10 protein-coding genes and 2 pseudogenes are annotated in these 17,698 nt (G+C 71.5%); 5 read left to right on the forward strand and 7 right to left on the reverse strand.

Features of this window, described 5'->3' with window-relative positions; genetic code table 11:
• Positions 1-34: 34 nt before the first annotated feature.
• The 3 genes and pseudogenes from IPG65_RS15315 to IPG65_RS15325 all read right to left on the reverse strand — a co-directional run bounded on the left by IPG65_RS15315 (position 35) and on the right by IPG65_RS15325 (position 7,529).
• Entirely contained in the window at positions 35-1,012 is a 978-nt protein-coding gene (locus IPG65_RS15315; RefSeq protein ID WP_293191419.1) for a transglutaminase family protein, read from the reverse strand.
• Between the two features lie 188 nt (positions 1,013-1,200).
• Positions 1,201-3,822 (reverse strand): circularly permuted type 2 ATP-grasp protein, encoded by a 2,622-nt coding sequence (locus IPG65_RS15320; protein ID WP_293191422.1) that lies wholly within the window; start codon positions 3,820-3,822, stop codon positions 1,201-1,203.
• Positions 3,823-4,006: 184 nt separating this feature from the next.
• Positions 4,007-7,529: pseudogene (locus tag IPG65_RS15325) on the reverse strand (transglutaminase family protein).
• 125 nt (positions 7,530-7,654) lie between these two features.
• Here IPG65_RS15325 and IPG65_RS15330 point away from each other — a divergent pair.
• The 3 genes from IPG65_RS15330 (at position 7,655) to IPG65_RS15340 (ending at position 12,675) form a co-directional block, all read left to right on the forward strand.
• The gene (locus IPG65_RS15330; RefSeq protein ID WP_293191424.1) at positions 7,655-10,138 is read left to right on the forward strand and encodes a DNA internalization-related competence protein ComEC/Rec2; all 2,484 of its coding nucleotides are present in this window, start codon (positions 7,655-7,657) and stop codon (positions 10,136-10,138) included.
• A gap of 83 nt (positions 10,139-10,221) precedes the next feature.
• Positions 10,222-11,694 (forward strand): circularly permuted type 2 ATP-grasp protein, encoded by a 1,473-nt coding sequence (locus IPG65_RS15335; protein WP_293191426.1) that lies wholly within the window; start codon positions 10,222-10,224, stop codon positions 11,692-11,694.
• 21 nt (positions 11,695-11,715) lie between these two features.
• Positions 11,716-12,675, forward strand: a complete 960-nt coding sequence (locus IPG65_RS15340; protein ID WP_293191428.1) for an alpha-E domain-containing protein — start codon at positions 11,716-11,718, stop codon at positions 12,673-12,675.
• A 132-nt stretch (positions 12,676-12,807) separates the two neighbouring features.
• Here the strand turns inward: IPG65_RS15340 and IPG65_RS15345 are convergent, their stop codons facing one another.
• Both IPG65_RS15345 and IPG65_RS15350 read right to left on the reverse strand, forming a co-directional pair.
• Positions 12,808-13,380, reverse strand: coding sequence for a dihydrofolate reductase family protein (locus IPG65_RS15345; RefSeq protein WP_293191430.1), 573 nt, complete (start codon positions 13,378-13,380; stop codon positions 12,808-12,810).
• Between the two features lie 11 nt (positions 13,381-13,391).
• A complete protein-coding gene (locus tag IPG65_RS15350) occupies positions 13,392-13,919 on the reverse strand; it encodes a nuclear transport factor 2 family protein (RefSeq protein ID WP_293191432.1) in 528 nt (175 codons plus the stop codon).
• 361 nt (positions 13,920-14,280) lie between these two features.
• Here IPG65_RS15350 and IPG65_RS15355 point away from each other — a divergent pair, with 361 nt between their 5' ends.
• Both IPG65_RS15355 and IPG65_RS15360 read left to right on the forward strand, forming a co-directional pair.
• Positions 14,281-15,267 (forward strand): trypsin-like peptidase domain-containing protein, encoded by a 987-nt coding sequence (locus tag IPG65_RS15355; protein ID WP_293191433.1) that lies wholly within the window; start codon positions 14,281-14,283, stop codon positions 15,265-15,267.
• Between the two features lie 73 nt (positions 15,268-15,340).
• Complete coding sequence (locus IPG65_RS15360; RefSeq protein ID WP_293191435.1) at positions 15,341-15,949, forward strand: M15 family metallopeptidase; 609 nt, start codon at positions 15,341-15,343, stop codon at positions 15,947-15,949.
• A 53-nt stretch (positions 15,950-16,002) separates the two neighbouring features.
• Here IPG65_RS15360 and IPG65_RS15365 read toward each other — a convergent pair.
• Together IPG65_RS15365 and mltB are read right to left on the reverse strand one after the other, a co-directional pair.
• Positions 16,003-16,218, reverse strand: a pseudogene (locus IPG65_RS15365) (glycine zipper 2TM domain-containing protein); the annotation flags it as partial.
• 375 nt (positions 16,219-16,593) lie between these two features.
• Positions 16,594-17,691: a lytic murein transglycosylase B gene (gene mltB, locus IPG65_RS15370; protein WP_293191437.1), complete on the reverse strand. Its 1,098-nt coding sequence runs from the start codon at positions 17,689-17,691 to the stop codon at positions 16,594-16,596.
• Positions 17,692-17,698 lie beyond the last annotated feature (7 nt).

A 17,698-nucleotide genomic window follows, 5' to 3' on the forward strand; every position in this document is an offset into this window, starting at 1 on the left:
GAAAAAAATGAGGTGGGAAGGCGAGGGCACGCCGCTACGGTGGTGGTGGTGGCGGCGGCGGGGCGAATTCCGGCAGCTCGGGCAGGCCCGTCAGCAGCAGGGCCTCGCAGGGTTCGACCGTGACCCCCACGTGCAGCGCCTGGCTCTGGCTGCCCTGGATGACGCCGCGCAGCGGCGAGACGTCGGCGAAGTCGCGCCCAACCGCCAGGCGCACGTAGTCCTCGCCCGGCGTGCCCCAGCCCTCGCGCGCGTTGGTGGGGCACAGGTCGTACCAGTGCTGCTCTTCCTCCACCGCTTCGTGCACCAGCGTGTCGGGCACGTACATGGACACCCAGGCGTGCGAGGCGTCGCTGCCGATCAGGCGCGGCTGGCCCGGTGGCGGCTGGGTGAGCAAGTAGCCGCTGACGTAGCGCGCGGCCAGCCCCAGCGAGCGCAGGCAGGCCAGCATGACGTGGCTGAAGTCCTGGCACACGCCCTCGCGTTGCTGCAGCGCGTCGGCGGCCGGGGTGTGGATGCCAGTGCTGTTGGGGGTGTAGCGGAAGTCGGCATGGATGCGCAGCATCAGCTCGCGCGCGGCCTCCTGCAGCGGCCGGCCGGGGGGAAAGCTGGGGCGCGCGTAGTCGACGAAGGCGGGCCCGCAATGCACGTGGACGGAGGGAAACACGTACTGCGCGGCGGCCGGCCCGGGGTGGCCGGCCCGGTACACGAACGCCTCGCGCGCGGCCTCCCACGGCAGCGCCGACGCGCGCGGCGCGGGCGCCACGGTCTGCACCAGGTGCGTGGCGCGCACGGCCAGGCGTGAGTGGGGCGTGGCCAGCTCGATGAAATGGCGCCAGTTGCCACGCACGTCGCGGGTCTGGCGCAGGGTGGCGGGCCGGGGCGCGATGCGCAGGCGGTGGTCCAGCACTTGCTGGCAGGTGGCGTCGGGCATGCGCAGGTGCGCCATGTGCAGCGCGCCGTCCACCGGCGGGTGGTAGTCGTAGCAAGTGTCGTGGGTGATGCGCAGGCGCATGGCGTACTCGCGATCAGTTGTCCATGGCGCCGCGGCCGCGCGCAGTCGAAACCCAAAGAATCCGAAGGCCGCGGAGCAGGCCACGCCAGCGGACGCCCTGGCCGGGCCTTGGCCGGTCAGCGGCGTCGCCCCCTCGCGGGGGGAGGCGCAACATCGCGCGGCGAGTGGAGCCACGGGGGTGGGTCATTTCAAGCTCCGACGCTGCGCCGCGCGTCGTCGGTGTGGCTGAAGTAGCGCAGCGCGATGTCGTCCGACAGGCGCTGGGCCTGCGCGTCCCACTCGGCGAGCAGGTCCTGCAGGTGGGTGAAGTCGCCGATCTCGTTGGCCACGCACAGGGGGGCCAGTTGGTCGATGTCGGGCATGGGCAGGCGGCGCGACAGGTCTTCCACGCCGGCCGCCTCGCGCTCGTGCAGGCGCGCCAGGCGGCCGCTGGCGGTCTGCACCACCCAGTCGATCGAGCGCGTGTTCTGCAGGTTCAGCACCACGTGCTCGATCAGCGCGGCGATGTCGCGGCTGCGCTGGTAGCGGGCGTGGAAGGAGATGGTGGAGTCGAACAGTTGCAGCACCACCCCGAAGCCGGCGGCGTCGTGCACCGCGTTGGTGTAGAAGCCGCGCGAGAGCGCCTCGGCCAGGAAGGTCAGCCGCTCCAGCTGGCGGCCGATGGACAGCAGTCGCCAGCCGTCGTCGCGCCACATGCGGTCGTTTTGCGCGCCGGTGATGGCGGCCAGGTTCTTCGACAGCCGCGCCAGCGCGGCCAGCGTGTCGGCGGCCGAGGGCGGGTCGAAGCGCTGGATCTCGGCCCAGTCGGCCAGAAACTGCTCCTCCGCCTGCTTGATGAAGTTCCAGTGCTCGGTGGACAGCCGCTCGCGCAGCGCCGCGCCGGCGCCGCGCAGCCAGTGCAGGGAGTAGGCCACGCTGTAGGTGTCGTCGCCCTCGGGGTTGCCCAGGTGCTGCACCAGGGCGCGCTCGAAGCGCTCGCGCCATTGCAGCGGCGACGGGTCGGCCGTGCTCACCAGGCCGGTGGATTCGGCCATCTGCCCCAGCCACATCAGCATGGCGTGGGAGGGTTCTTCCTCGCCGTGCAGCGCTTCCAGGATGATGCGTGCCAGGCGGGCGGCGTTCTCGGCGCGCTCGGTGTAGCGGCCGAGCCAGAACAGGTTCTCGGCCGCGCGGCTGGTGACCAGGCGCTCGGGCCGGCTGGTCGGCGCCACGGCCACCGGCGGGATGAAGCTGCCAAGGCCCGATTCCAGCCCCTCGCCGGGGCCGGCGTGCTCGTCCACCACCCAGGCGTCGGCGCTGGAGCCGCCGCGCTGCATGCTGGCGATGCCGGCGTCCACGCCCACCAGCCGCGCCATGCCGCCCGGCAGCACGCGCCAGGTGCCAGGGCCGGCGCCGGCCGCGTCGGACAGGGCGAACACACGCAGGATGACCGAGCTGGGCACGATGCCGCGTTCGTCGCTGGCGCCCGTCGGCCGCCAAGTGGGCATCTGCGAGGTGGGCAGGTAGGCTTGGACGGTGTGCTCGTCGGGCGCGCGCCGGATGCGCGCCTGCCATTCGCCCAGCCGCTCCGCGTTCAGCAGCGGGCCCACACCGACGTCGAAGGTGCCGCGCTCCAGGGACCAAGGGTAGGTGGGCTTGATGACGCTGTGGGCCAGGTGCGGCAGGATCTCGCCCATGGCGGCCGGCTCGCCGCACCACCAGGTGTGCAAGGCGGGCAGCGCCAGCTCCTCGTCCAGCAAGTGCCGCCCCAGCGCCGGCAGGAAGCCCAGCATCGCGCTGGACTCCAGGAAGCCCGAGCCGATGGCGTTGGCCATCAGCACGTTGCCGGCGCGCACCGCCTGCATCAACCCCGGCACGCCCAGGCGCGAGTCGGCACGCATCTCCAGCGGGTCCAGCCAGGTGTCGTCCACGCGCTTGATGAGGCCGTGCACGGGCTTGAGGCCGTGCAGGGTCTTGAGGTACAGGCGCTCGCCGCGCACCGTGAGGTCGCTGCCTTCAACCAGCGTCACGCCCAGGTAGCGGGCCAGATACGACTGCTCGAAATAGGTCTCGTTGTAGGGGCCGGGCGTGAGCAGCGCCAGGTGCGGCTCCTCGCCGCCGGGCGCCAGGTGCTTCAGGCTGGCCAGCAGGGCGCGGTAGCTGTCGGCCAGCCGCCGCGTGTGCAGGGCCTCGAAGGCCTGCGGGAACTGCGTCGTGACCGCGAACCGGTTCTCCAGCAGGTAGCCCAGGCCCGAGGGCGCCTGCGTGCGCTGCCCCACCACCCACCAGTGGCCGCCGGGGCCGCGCGCCAGGTCGAACGCGACGATGTGCAGGTGCTGGCCGCCGGCCGGCCGCACGCCGTGCATGGCCGGCACGTAGTCGGGGTGGCCCTGCACCAGCGCGGGCGGCAGCAGGCCCTCGCGCACCAGGCGGCACGGGCCGTACACGTCGGCCGCCACGGCTTCGAGCACGCGCACGCGCTGCAGGATGCCGGTCTCGATGCGTGCCCAGTCGTCCGAGGTGACCAGCAGCGGGAAGAGGTCCAGCGCCCAGGGCCGCTGTTGGCCGTGTTCGTCGGCGTAGACGTTGTAGCTCACGCCGTCGTCGCGCAACTGGCGGGCCATGCGCTCGGCGCGGCGGTTCAGCTCGCCCGCGCTCGCCGGGCCCATCTGCTCGAAGAACCGGGACCATGCCGGCCCCAGGCCGCGCGCCTGCGCCGGCGCGTCGCCGCCCAGGCCGTGCAGCTCGTCGTAGTGCCCGCCGTCAGCGCGCGGCAGCGCCAGCGCGGGCGATCGCGGCGGCAGTGGCGGGCGTTCGGTCGGGGAAGTCATGGCGCCGGTATTGTGGCGCATGGCGTGGCGAGGTGGGCGAACGTGGATATCCTGGATGTTTTCGCGGGTTTGCCCGCGTGGATATTGCGCAAGTAGCTATATAATTAATAGCAAGCGACGGGGCTTGCCCTTCGGCGTCCCGTCGGCCGGATTCATTGAGAAATGCTTGCCGGTGGAGACGCCTTCATCCATCCAGCGGCCGCAAGGCGGCTCCTCTGCGCAGATCCAGCGTGCACGGAAACTCCCGGCTCCCCGGCAGGTGCAGCGTGGCCGGCGGCACGGGCAGCGGTCCGGGCGTGTGGCCGCTGGCGAAGAAGCGCGCCAGGCGGCGGCTTTCGGCTTCCATGGCGTTGATGGGGAAGGTGCTGTAGTTGCGCCCGCCGGGGTGCGCGACGTGGTAGCGGCAGCCGCCCACGGCGCGGCCGCTCCAGGTGTCGATGACGTCGAACACCAGCGGGGCGTGCGGCGCGATGGCCGGGTGCAGGGACGACCACGGGTTCCACGCCTTGAAGCGCACGCCAGCGGCGAACTCGCCTTCCACGCCCAGCGGCTGCAGGGGCACGGGCTGGCCGTTGCAGGTGATGGCGTAGCGGCTGGGGTCGAAGCCGGTGACGCGCACTTCCAGCCGCTCCAGCGACGAGTCGACGTAGCGCGCGGTGCCGCCGCCGGTGTTTTCCTCGCCCATCACGTGCCAGGGCTCCAGCGCGTTGCGCAGCGTGAGGCGCATGCCCAGCACGTCCACCTCGCCGACGATGGGGAAGCGGAACTCGAAGTGCGGCGCGAACCAGGTGCCGTCGAAGGCATGGCCGGCCTGGCGCAGGTCTTCCATCACGTCCTCGAAGTCGGCGCGCACGAAGGCGGGCAGCATGAAGCGGTCGTGCAGGCGGGTGCCCCAGCGGATGGCCGGGCGGGTGTAGGGTTGGCGCCAGAAGCGTGCCACCAGCGCGCGCAGCAGCAACTGCTGCACGATGGACATGCGCGCATGCGGCGGCATCTCGAAAGCGCGCAGCTCCAGCAGGCCCAGGCGGCCGTTGGCCGAGTCGGGCGAGTACAGCTTGTCGATGCAGAACTCGCTGCGGTGGGTGTTGCCGGTGACGTCGATCAGGATGTTGCGCAAGGTGCGGTCGACCAGCCAGGGCGGCATGGCGTCGCCGTGCAGTGCGCGCGCGGCGTGGATTTGCTGCAGGGCGATTTCAAGCTCGTACAACTGGTCGTTGCGCGCCTCGTCCACGCGCGGGGCCTGGCTGGTGGGGCCGATGAACATGCCGCTGAACAGGTACGACAGCGACGGGTGGTTGTGCCAGTACAGAAGCAGGCTGGCCAGCAGCTCGGGTCGGCGCAGGAGCGGGCTGTCGGCCGGCGTGGCGCCGCCCAGCACGAAGTGGTTGCCGCCGCCGGTGCCGGTGTGGCGGCCGTCGGTCATGAACTTCTCGGCCGACAGGCGGCTCTCGAACGCGGCGTGGTAGACGAACTCGGTGTTGGCGACCAGGTCGCGCCAGGTGCGCACGGGCTGGATGTTGGCCTCGATGACGCCCGGGTCGGGCGTGACCTGCAGCATCGACAGGCGCGCGTCGCGCGGCGGCGGGTAGCCTTCCATGACCACTGGCAGGTTCAGCTCGGCGGCGGTGGCCTCGACGGCGGCGACCAGCGCGAGGTAGTCCTCCAGCCGGTCGAGCGGGGGCATGAACACGTACAGCACGCTGCTCTCGCCGGGCTTGGTGGCGTAGCGGGCCAGCGCGGCGCGGTGGCGCAGTTGCGCGGCGCGGCGCGCCTCGGCCTCTTCGTCGTCGCCGACGATCTCGGGCAGATCGGTCTCGGGCATCTGGCCGCGCGCGGGGTCGCGCACCTGCACGCACAGCGCGGTGCGCGGCACCCAAGGGCCGGATTCGTGCCGTAGCGGCAGGCGGTCGTGGGCATCGTCTGCTCCCATATTGATAGTGGGCAGCGAAGTGTCCACGCTGGGCAGCGGCTTGTTTTCCGCAAAAGGATCGGTTTCGTGCAGTTGCGGGTGGTCCTTGTCGGCCACCCACGGCAGCGAGTTGAGCGGCAGGCGCCAGCCCATGGGCGAATCGCCCGGCACCAGGTACAGGCGGTCGTCGCGGAACCACCATTTGCCGCTGAGCCAGCGCGGGCGCTCGGCCGCGGGCAGCGCGCGCAGGCGCGGCGGCAGGACCTGGGGCGCGGTGCCGGCGGCTTCGGACGTGGCGCGCAGCGGCAGCAGCCAGCCGACCGGCTGCGTCAGGCCTTGCGTGAAGACCTGGCGCAGGCGCGCGCGCGCCTGCTCGTCGGCCAACTGGCTGTCGAACGGATCGACGTTGACGGGCAGGCGGCGTTCGGCCTGGATGTAGATCCACGGGTCTTCGTAGCCGGCGCGGATGGTCTGCGTGCCCACGCCCAGGCGCCGCGCCAGCGCCTGCAGAAAGCGCTCGGCGTCTTCGGGCTTGGCGTGGTGGGGCTGGCGCTCGTCGGCCAGCAGCGCGGGGTTGTGCCACACCGGCTGGCCGTCGGTGCGCCAGAACAGGCTGAGCGCCCAGCGCGGCAGTTGTTCGCCCGGGTACCACTTGCCCTGGCCCAGGTGCACGAAGCCGCGCGGCGCGTAGCGGTCCTGCAGGCGCTGCAGCAAATCGAGCGCGAAGCGCCGCTTGGTGGGCCCCAGCGCGGCGGTGTTCCATTCGGCGCCGTCGCGGTCGTCGAGGCCGACGAAGGTGGGCTCGCCGCCCATGGTCAGGCGCACGTCGCCGGCCTGCAGCTCGGCGTCCACCTGGTCGCCCAGCCGCAGAATGGCGTGCCACTGCGCGTCGCCGTAGGGCAGGGTGACGCGCGGCGATTCGAGGAGGCGCGTGACGCGCATGTCGTGGCCGAACCGCACCTCGGCCGCCTCCACCACGCCTTCGATGGGCGCGGCGGCGGAGGGCTGGGGCGTGCAGGCCAGCGGGATGTGGCCTTCGCCGGCCAGCAGGCCGGAGGTGGGGTCTAGGCCGATCCAGCCGGCGCCGGGCAGGTACACCTCGCACCAGGCGTGCAGGTCGGTGAAATCGACCTCGGTGCCGCTGGGGCCGTCCAGCGCTTTCTGGTCGGCCTTGAGCTGGATCAGGTAGCCGGAGACGAAGCGCGCCGCCAGCCCGACGTTGCGCAGCAGTTGCACCAGCAGCCAGCCGGAGTCGCGGCAGGAGCCGCTGCCGCTGGTCCAGCGTCTGCTCGGGCGTCTGCACGCCGGGCTCCATGCGGATCAGGTAGCGGATGTCCTGCTGCAGGCGCTGGTTGAGGCCGACCAGGAAGTCGATGGTGGTCTGCGGCTTGAGGTCGATGCCGGCCAGGTAGCGCGCCAGCAGGGGCGTGGCCGGCTCGCAGGCCAGGTAGGGCGCCAGCTCCTCCTTCAGGCGCGGCGCATAGTCGAACGGGAACTGCTCGGCCGCCGGCTCCAGGAAGAAGTCGAACGGGTTGTAGACCGCCATCTCGGCCACCAGGTCCACCGTCACCTTGAACTCGGTGGTCTTTTCGGGGAACACCAGCCGCGCCTGCCAGTTGGCGAACGGGTCCTGCTGCCAGTTGGTGAAGTGCAGCGCCGGCTCGACGGTGAGCGAGTACGAGATGATCTTGCTGCGGCAGTGCGGCGCTGGCCGCAGGCGGACGACCTGTGGCCCCAACTGCACCGGGCGGTCGTAGCGGTAATGGGTGACGTGATGGAGCGCGGCGTGGATGGGCATGGCGGGCTGTGGAGAAGTAGAACCCCATGCTAGCAAGAGACGCGCCAACCCCGGCGGGGCGAACGGGCGGACGTGTATGCTGCCCCGCCACGGGAGACCACGGCGCCGCTGGGGCGCCCGCCGCCATGACAGCAGACACCGGGCCAGGCATCGCCTCGCCGGCCGGCCACCCTGGCCGGACCGGCGGGTCAGCTCCTGTGCAGACGATGGCCGTGGCACTGATCGCGCTGCCCGTGGGCTGGCTACTGGGCACCGCCTCGCAGGTGCAGCAGCGGGCGCTGGGGCCGGTGGCGGGCTATGGCGCGGCCCTGGCGGCGGCCGCGGCGCTGGCCGCCTGCGCGGCACTGGCGCGGCGGCGGGCAGGCCGCGGGCCGGGATGGGCCGCGGTGGCGGGCTGGCTGCTGGCCGGCGCCCTGGCGGCCTGGGGTGGCGCGGGGCTGCGGGCGACGGCACTGCAGGCGCAAGCGCTGGCATCCGCCCTGGAAGGGCGCGACCTGGTGCTGACGGGCGTCGTCAGCCGGATGCCGCAGCGCGGCGAGGCGGGCTGGCGCTTTCGTTTCGACGTCGAGCAGGCGCGGCTGGACGGCGCTCCGGTGGCCCTGCCGCCGCGCGTGCAACTGGCTTGGTACGGGGCGGCGGCGGCGCCCCGCGCGGGCGACCGCTGGCAGCTCACCGCGCGGCTGAAGGCGCCGCACGGCACCCTCAACCCGCACGGCTTCGACTACGAACTGTGGCTGTGGGAACAGCGCGTGCGCGCCACCGGCTACGTGCGCACCGGCCCGCGCGACGCCCCGCCGCGCCGCCTGGAGGAGGGCGTGGCACACCCCGTCGAGCGCGCCCGGCAGGCGGTGCGCGACCGCATCCTGACCACCGCCCCGCTGGTGGACGACGCCAGCGCGCGGCGCCTGGCCGGCATCGTCGCCGCGCTGGTGACGGGCGACCAGGCCGTGATCGAGCGCGCCGACTGGGACGTGTTCCGCGCCACCGGCGTGGCGCACCTGATGAGCATCTCCGGCCTGCACATCACCATGTTCGCGTGGCTCGCCGCCGGCGTGGTGGGTGCGCTGTGGCGGCGCGCGGCGCGCTGGGGCTGGCCGCCGCGATTCAACCCCTGCCTGCGGGTGCCGGCGCCCTGGGCGGCGCTGGCCGGGGGCGTGCTGCTGGCGGCGGCTTACGCCGTGTTCAGCGGCTGGGGCGTGCCGGCGCAGCGCACCGTCGTCATGCTGGCCAGCGTGGCGCTGCTGCGGCTGGCCGGGCTGCGCTGGCCGTGGTGGATGAGCTGGCTGTGGGCCTGCGCGGCGGTGCTGGCGCTGGACCCGTGGGCGCTGCTGCAGGCGGGCTTCTGGCTCAGCTTCGTCGCCGTGGGGGTGTTGTTTGCTACTGATTCAGGAGCTTACGACGTAATGCCAAAGGCAGCTATAGGCCGATTTCATCGATTATTGCGTGAGCAGGCCGTGGTCACGCTGGCGCTGACCCCGCTGTCGCTGATGCTGTTCGGCCAAGCATCGGTGGTGGGATTGCTGGCCAACCTGGTGGCGATCCCGTGGGTGACGCTGGTGGTGACGCCGCTGGCGCTGGCGGGCGTGCTGTGGGCCCCGCTGTGGAGCGCGGCCGCCGCCGCGTTGCAGCCGCTGGCGGCGCTGCTGCAGTGGCTGGCCGCCTGGCCCTGGGCCCAGGTGTCGATGGCCGCGGCACCCTGGCCGCTGGGCGCGGCGGCGGTGGCCGGCGGCGTGCTGCTGGCGCTGCGCTGGCCCTGGCCGCTGCGCCTGGCGGGCGTGCCGCTGGTGCTGCCGCTGCTGCTGTGGCAGCCGGCGCGCCCGGCGCCGGGCGAGTTCGACCTGCTGGCCGCCGACGTGGGGCAGGGCAGCGCCGTGCTGGTGCGCACCGCCGGCCGCACGCTGCTGTACGACGCCGGGCCGCGCTATTCGCTGGAGAGCGACGCCGGCCACCGCGTGCTGGTGCCGCTGCTGCGCGCGCTGGGCGAGCGCGTGGACCTGCTGGTGCTGAGTCACCGCGACAGCGACCACACCGGCGGCGCGCGCGCCGTGCGGGCCATGCAGCCGGGCGCGGCGCTGCTGTCGTCGATCGAGGCGGGACAGGAGCCGCCCGGCGTCGGCCCCGCCGCGCGCTGCCGGGCCGGCCAGCGCTGGCAATGGGACGGCGTGGCCTTCGAAGTGCTGCATCCGGGCGAGTCGGACGCCGACGCGGCGCGCTCGCCGAACGCGCTGAGCTGCGTGCTGCGCGTGGGCACCGCGCGGGCCTCGGTGCTGCTGGCGGGCGACATCGAGGCCGCGCAGGAGCGCGCCCTGGCCGCCGCCCGCGCCAACCTGCGCAGCGATGTGCTGCTGGTGCCGCACCACGGCAGCCGCACCTCGTCGTCGGCGCCGTTCCTGGACGCGGTGCGGCCGCGCCTGGCGCTCATCCAGGCCGGCTACCGCAACCGCTTCGGTCACCCGGCGCCGGACGTGCTGGCGCGCTTGCATGCGCGCGGCGTGCGGGTGGCCGACTCGCCCCGCTGCGGCGCGATGCACTGGAGCAGTGCGCGCCCCGATTCGGTGCGCTGCGAGCGCGAAGTCGCCGCACGGTATTGGCGCCACGCACCGCCGTGATCGCCGCCAGCCTGCCGGGCCGCTGGCCTGCAACTTGCTATGCTGTAGTCCACGGCTGACAAACAGACAGGAGAACCCAGGCCATGCACGCGTTCGATGAAATGTACGAGGCCCTGGCCACGACCCCCGTGGATGCGCGTGGCTACGCGCCCGGCCACCCGGTGCGTGCGCACTACCAGGCCTACGCCCAATGGCTGGCCGCGCAGGACGCCGAGCTGATGCGTTCGCGCCGCGAGGAGGCCGAGATGATCTTCCGCCGCGTCGGCATCACCTTCGCGGTGTACGGCGCCAAGGACGAGGACGGCGCTGGCACCGAGCGGCTGATCCCGTTCGATCTGATCCCGCGCATCATCCCGGCCGCCGAATGGCGCATGCTCGAGCGCGGGCTGGCGCAGCGGGTGACGGCGCTCAACCGCTTCATCCACGACGTCTACCACGGGCAAGAGATCCTGAAGGCCGGCGTGATCCCCGCCGAGCAGGTGCTGAACAACGCGCAGTACCGCCCCGTCATGCAGGGCGTGGCGGTGCCCAACCAGATCTACTCGCACATCTCCGGCGTGGACATCGTGCGCGCCGGCGCGGCCGACGGCAGCGGGGAGTACTACGTGCTGGAGGACAACCTGCGCGTGCCCAGCGGCGTGTCGTACATGCTGGAAGACCGCAAGATGATGATGCGGTTGTTCCCCAACCTGTTCAACCGCCACCGCGTGGCGCCCGTCGCCCACTACCCCGACCTGCTGCTGGAGACCCTGCGCGCCAGCAGCCCCGGCGGCACCGCCAACCCCACGGTGGTGGTGCTGACGCCCGGCATGTACAACAGCGCCTACTTCGAACACGCCTTCCTGGCGCAGCAGATGGGCGTCGAGCTGGTCGAGGGGCAGGACCTGTTCGTCAAGGACGGCTTCGTCTTCATGCGCACCACGCGCGGCCCCCAGCGCGTGGACGTGATCTACCGCCGCCTGGACGACGATTTCCTCGATCCGAAGGTGTTCCGCCCCGATTCGTCGCTGGGCTGCGCCGGCCTGATGGACGCCTACCGCGCCGGCCACGTGGCCATCTGCAACGCCGTGGGCACCGGCGTGGCCGACGACAAGTCCATCTACCCCTACGTGCCCAAGATGATCGAGTTCTACCTGGGCGAGAAACCCATCCTGAACAACGTGCCCACCTACATGTGCCGCGACCCGAAGGACCTGGCCTACGTCATGGCCCACCTGAAGGACCTGGTGGTCAAGGAGGTGCACGGCGCCGGCGGCTACGGCATGCTGGTCGGCCCCGCGTCCACCGCCGCCGAGATCGAGGACTTCCGCCGCGCCGTGCTGGCCAAGCCCGAGGGCTACATCGCCCAGCCCACGCTCAGCTTGTCGAGCTGCCCCACCTACGTCGACAGCGGCATCGCCCCGCGCCACATCGACCTGCGGCCCTTCGTGCTGTCGGGCAAGCAGGTGCAGATGGTGCCCGGCGGGCTGACCCGCGTGGCGCTGAAGGAAGGCTCCCTGGTCGTCAACTCGTCGCAGGGCGGCGGCACCAAGGACACCTGGATCCTGGAAGTCTGAGCAAGAGAAGGACACGAAAAAATGCTGTCGCGTACCGCCGACCACCTGTTCTGGATGTCCCGCTACACCGAGCGCGCCGAGAACACCGCCCGCATGCTCAACGTCCACCACGAGACCGCGCTGCTGCCGCAGTCGGCCGCCGTCTCGCGGCACGGCTGGATGGGCGTGCTCTCGCTCAGCGAGCTGTTGCCCGCCTACGCCCAGCGCCATGGCGAGATCACACCCCAGGGCGTGATGGAGTTCATGGTGCTGGATGACGAAAACCCCTCGTCCATCGTCGCCTGCCTGCGCGCCGCGCGCGAGAACGCCCGCGCCGTGCGTGGCACCCTCACCACCGAGGTGTGGGAAACGCTCAACCAGACTTGGCTGGAGATCAGCCGCCTGCGGCGCAGCGGCGCGTTCGAGCGCGATCCCGGCGAGTTCTTCGAGTGGGTCAAGTTCCGCTCGCATCTCTCGCGCGGCGTCACCCTGGGCACCATGCTGCAGGACGAGTCCTTCCAGTTCCTGCGCCTGGGCACCTTTCTGGAGCGCGCCGACAACACCGCGCGGCTGCTGGACGTCAAGTTCCACGCCGTGCAGAGCGACTTCTTCGGCACCGCCAGCGAGAAGGACCAAGAGTACGACTTCTACCACTGGGCCGCCATCCTGCGCAGCGTCAGCGGCTTCGAGGTCTACCGCAAGGTCTACCGCGACGTCATCACGCCCGAGCGCGTGGCCGAGCTGCTCATGCTGCGCCAGGACATGCCGCGCTCGCTGCATCACTGCATGGCGGAGGTCGAGAACATCCTGCGCGTGGTCGGCGCCAACCCGCAGGGCGAGACCCAGCGCCAGGCCGGCCGGCTGCGCGCCGACCTGCATTACGGCCGTATCGAGGAAATCCTGGCCACCGGCCTGCACGCCTTCCTGACCCAGTTCCTCGACCGCGTCAACCAGCTCGGCGCGCACATCAGCCGCGACTTTCTGGTGACCACGGACGCTTGACGGCGCGCGGCGGGAGTGCAGGTCGCCATTCAATACTATTTTGATAGCAATTGGCGCAATATCCACGAGGGCTGAAGCCTTGAAACGTTCATATTCCGGGCGCGCGCGGCAGCGCTCCCCGGTGGATCGAGTTCATGGCGCGCGCGCCGCGTGGAACGCCTTGATCTGGCCCGACCCGAGCCGCTCGGCGCCCAGAAGAACCAGGGCGTGCGGGCCGAGGACGTGCTGAAACAGCCGTTTGCCGCGCCCCAGGACGATGGGGTTGATGATGAAGCGCAGTTCATCGACCAGGCCCTCGTTCATCAGGCTCGACACCAGGCCGGCGCCGCCGACGGCATGGATGGCGCGGCCGCGCTGCTGCTTCAGCGCGCGCACGGCCTGCAGGTCGCGCACGAGGGTCGCCACGTGCCAGTGGGTGCGTTGCAAGGTGGTGGACAGGACGTAGTGCGGCGTCTGGTCGGCGTAGCTGATTTCCTCGGCGGTGGGCGGCCGTCCGGTGAATTCCAGTGTGCCCGCGGGGTTCGCGAGAACGGACGTCCAGTACCGCTCGTAGCCGCCGTGCATGCCGCCGCCAAGAAGACAGACATCGGCTTCGGACGTCAGGCCGAACGGGTCGCCCCAGTGGGCAACCCGATCGAGTTCTCCCCGCGGCCCTTCGATCATGCCGTCGAGGGGCACCTGCAGCGCCGCGATGAGCTTGCGCATTCTCGGCCCCGTCAATCCACCGCGGCGTCGCCGGCCGGCACCGAATGGTGCTCGTGGACGATGCGCCATTCGGTGCCATCCTTGCGCCAGCCGGTGGTCAGGCGCACGGTGAAGGCGGTGCGCCGGCCATCGCTCTCGGTGCCGGCGCAATCGATGAGGGCATGGCTGAACGCCACGTCCGCGCCGGCCAGGATCTCCAGGTCGCGCAGCTCGAAGCGCCCGGCCTCGCGGGCCCAGCCGAAGAACAGCTCCCAGGACCGCCGGTAGCCGTCCAGGCCGCGCTGCTCGGTCGGCGGCGGCACATCGAACAGCCGCACGTCCGGCGTGTGGGCGGCCAGCACGCCGGCCATGTCCCCGGCGCGCACGGCGCGGGAGGGCCGGTTCTTGCGCTTTGTCACCTGCTGCGTTGCGGCGGGGCGCGGCCCGGGCCGACAATCGGCCCAGGAGCCGATGCCCATGGCCGCCGCCGCGCCGATGCATGAACCACCGCCCAGCCACGCCAGCGGGCTGGCGGCGTTGCTCGCCGCGGGCGGACGCATGGCCCGGCAGTGGCCGGGCCTGCGCGCCGAGTAGGTGCGCTGCGCGCGGCGACGCGCCAGCACGGCGGATGAAGCCGCGCCATCGGCGCCGCCGTTTGGGGGCTGATTTCTTCATTTGCTATGCTTTAAATAGCTTAATAAGAAATATCAGAGCCGGCTGCGGCCAGGAAACACTCTGATTTGTCTGATGGAGCGAAGGGCTCCTCGGACCTGCTCGGCTCATTCAAAAAGGGGATGACGTTCCTGCGCTGGGCTACTACGCTGGGCTGGCATTTCGACGGACCAACGCGAAGTGCTACCGCGTGGATTCGTCCGGCATCGGGCGGACCCACCCCTTCAGCCCAACGCAAGGAGAAGCACCGTGGCCACCAGGAAGCCCCCAGACACCGGGAACGCCCGCCCTCTGACATCCGACGAGCTGGCCGCCGACGGCAACAGCTTCGAACACGCCGAGAAACTGCCCAAGGACGTTCAGGCCGCGCTGCTGCTGCACCAGCTCGATCCGTTCAAGGTGGAAATGGTCAATCACAAGGCGTTGCGCCGCTATTCGGGCGATCCGCTGGACCCGGTTCGCAGCAAGTGGTTCGGCGGATCGGCCAAGCCGCGGAAGGCCATGCTCGCGGGCCGCTTCAAGAACGGCGTGCGCTACTGCGGCAACGACATGCAGCCGCTCTGGGTGCTGGGCGCCGATGGCCGGCGCACCTATTCGGACACCCGCTACCCCTGGGGTTGCGTGTGCAAGGTCAACACCAGCGCGGGTTCGGGCTCGGGGGTCATCGTGGGGCCGCGCCACGTGCTGACCGCCAGCCACGTCGTCAACTGGGCCGCCAGCAACGGCGTCAACGGCTCGGTGGACGTGCACCGCGCGGGCGGCGCGGTGTCGATGACGACGGCGATCACCAACGTCCACGCCTTCACCCGCGTCACGGGCAGCATCGGCTGGACGGAGATGGACGAGGACTACGCGGTGCTGGTCACCGCCGCGCGCATCGGGGACATCTTCGGCTGGTTCGGCACGCGCACCTACAACAGCAGTTGGGACGGCGACCGCTACTGGTTCAACATCGGGTATCCGGGCGACGTGGCCGGCGGCAGCTTTCCCATCTACCAGGATCGGCGCTGGCTCGACGAGGATGCCTGGGACTTCGGCAGCGGACGCGCCATGGAGACGGACGCGGACACGTTCTTCGGGCAGTCGGGCGGGCCGATGGCGGCGTTCTGGAGCAACGGCCCCTATGTGGTGGCGGTGGTGTCGTCGCAGTCGTCCTCGGGCGAGCGGGAGAACTTCTGCGCGGGCGGCAGCGACCTGCCGAGGCTGGTTCGCCGCGCGCTGGACCGGCACCCCTGACCGGGCCGCCGGCCGCGAGGCGCACGAATCCGGCGATGAGTTCGATGGAACCCCCAAACCAAAGGAGATCACCATGCGCATCGAGGAAATGATCGCCGAAGTCCAGGAGGCGCTGGGCATCGACGTGGACGGCAAGGCGGGGCCGCAGACGTGGGGCGCGATCTACGCGCGCTTGGTCAGCAAGAGGATCGAGGGCCGCAAACCCTCGGAGGCCATTGGCGAGGTGGACAGCCGCAGCGAGAAGGTGATCGCCACACTGCTGCCGGAGGTGCGCCCGATGGCCCGGGCTTTGGTGCAAAAGGCCGCGGCCGCGGGCATCGGCCTCAAGATCATCAGCGGCCTGAGGACTTATGCCGAGCAGGAGGCGCTGTACGCGCAGGGCCGCACCGCCCCCGGCCCCAAGGTTACCAACGCCCGCGGGGGCTACTCCAACCACAACTTCGGCATCGCCTTCGACGTGGGCGTGTTCGAGGGCAACCGCTACCTGCCCGAGTCCCCCAAATACAAGGCCGCGGGCGTGCTGGGCATGGACCTGGGCCTGGAATGGGGTGGCAACTGGAAGACCATCGTCGATCAGCCGCACTACCAGTTGCGGCCCGTGTGGGCGATCGATCTCACGGAAAGCCAGATGCTGGCCCAACTGCGCGCGCGGCAGGCTGCGGGCCAGGCGGTCTACGCATGAGGTTGGACGGTCGGATCAAGGCCCGTGGGCGTCCCCGCCGGCCATGCGCAGCCGGTGGTGCGCACGTTCCTTTCCACCTGGTGGCCGACATAGCCGCCGCCGACCGCGCCGGCCACCGTGGCCAGCGCGCGGCCGGAGCCGCCGCCGACCTGGTTGCCCAGCACGCCCCCGGCCACCGCGCCCACGCCCGTGGGCGGGGCCGACTGGTGCACCGGTGTCACCGATTCCACGACGCCGCAGGTGCCGCACACCGCCACGGCCGAGCGCTCCGCCGGCGCGCTGAGCGCCGGCCAGGGCCTTCGGCTGGCGCGTCTCGCCTGTCGTTGGTGCCGCGCTGGGTGGGACGGTGACCACGGGCGCGCGCACCATGGGGCCGTCCTCCGCGAAGGCAAGGCGCGGCGCCGGGCCGGCGGCGGATTCGGTCGCGGCGGAGGGCGCCAGGCCGAGGGGAGTGGTGCCTGGCGCCGGGCGCCCCAGACCAGCAGGGCCGCGAGGTGGCGGGCGCCATGACCGGGGGCCGACGGATCGGTCCATGGTGAATCGTGCGCCGGACTGTGCGGACGCCGCCTTCGCCCGGGGTAACGCCGCGTAAGCGGTGTTCGAGCGCGCCGTCGGCCGTGTCTGGCCGACGCCGTCGTGCGGGGTCACTGCCCCAGCGCCGCCGCCACGTCCTGCCCCAGCTCGATCACCGCCATGGCGTAGTAGCTGCTCCAGTTGTAGCGGGTGATGACGTAGAAGTTCTCGGTGCCGGCGACGTAGGTGGGTTCGTTGCCGGGCAGGGCGGGGTCGCCGTTCTGCAGCTCGATCAGCGCCAGCGGGCCGGCGTGGGCTTGCGCGTCGGCGCCCAGCAGGGCGCCCTTGGCGCCGAAGCTGGCGGGGGTGAAAGAGGGCAGGATGTCGGGGGCGAGCAGGGCGTCCATGTCGGCCTCGGGCGACAGCCGCACGGCGTAGTGCGTGGGCTGGCCAGGTTGCCAGCCGTGGGCCTTGAAGTAGTTGGCGACGGAGCCGATCACGTCGGCCTCGCTGTGCCACAGGTCGACGCGGCCGTCGCCGTCGAAGTCGATGGCGTGGCGGGCCCAACTCGACGGCATGAACTGCGGCATGCCCATGGCGCCGGCGTAGCTGCCCAGGGGAGCCAGCGGGTCCATGCCGGTGCGGCTGGCGAGCGACAGGAACTGCTCCAGCTCGCCGGCGAAGAAGGCCTGCCGCGCCTCGGCGCGCGGGTGGGCGGCGGGGAAGTCGAAGGTCAGCGTGGCCAGCGCGTCGATGACGCGAAAGCTCCCCATGTCCCGCCCGTAGATGGTCTCGACGCCGACGATGCCGGCGATGATCTCGGGCGGCACGCCGAACTCGGCCTGCGCGCGCGCCAGGTGCAGGCGGTTGCGCTCCCAGAAGCGCACGCCGGCGCGCACGCGCACCGGGTCGATGAAGCGGCCGCGGTAGACGCGCCAATTCTTGGCCGTGCCGCGCGCGGGCGGCAGCATCAGGCGTGGCACCTGGCGCAGTAGCACGGCCTGGCCGACGGCGGCGCGCACCCAGTCTCGGTCGAGGTCGCGGCGCTCGGCGATCTCGTCGGCCAGGCGCATGGCGTCGGCGCGCTGGGCGTAGGGGCGTTCGGTGGCCGGCGCGGTGGTTTTTGAACGTTTTTGGGCTGTAGCCGGCGTGGATATTGCGCCAACAGCTATTAAAAGAATAGTAAAAAGCAATCTGGCCAGCGCCGCCGGCCGCCGTGGAAGGGGCATGGATGGG

The organism is Ottowia sp. (assembly GCF_016703145.1).
Classification (GTDB): Bacteria; Pseudomonadota; Gammaproteobacteria; order Burkholderiales; family Burkholderiaceae_C; genus Ottowia.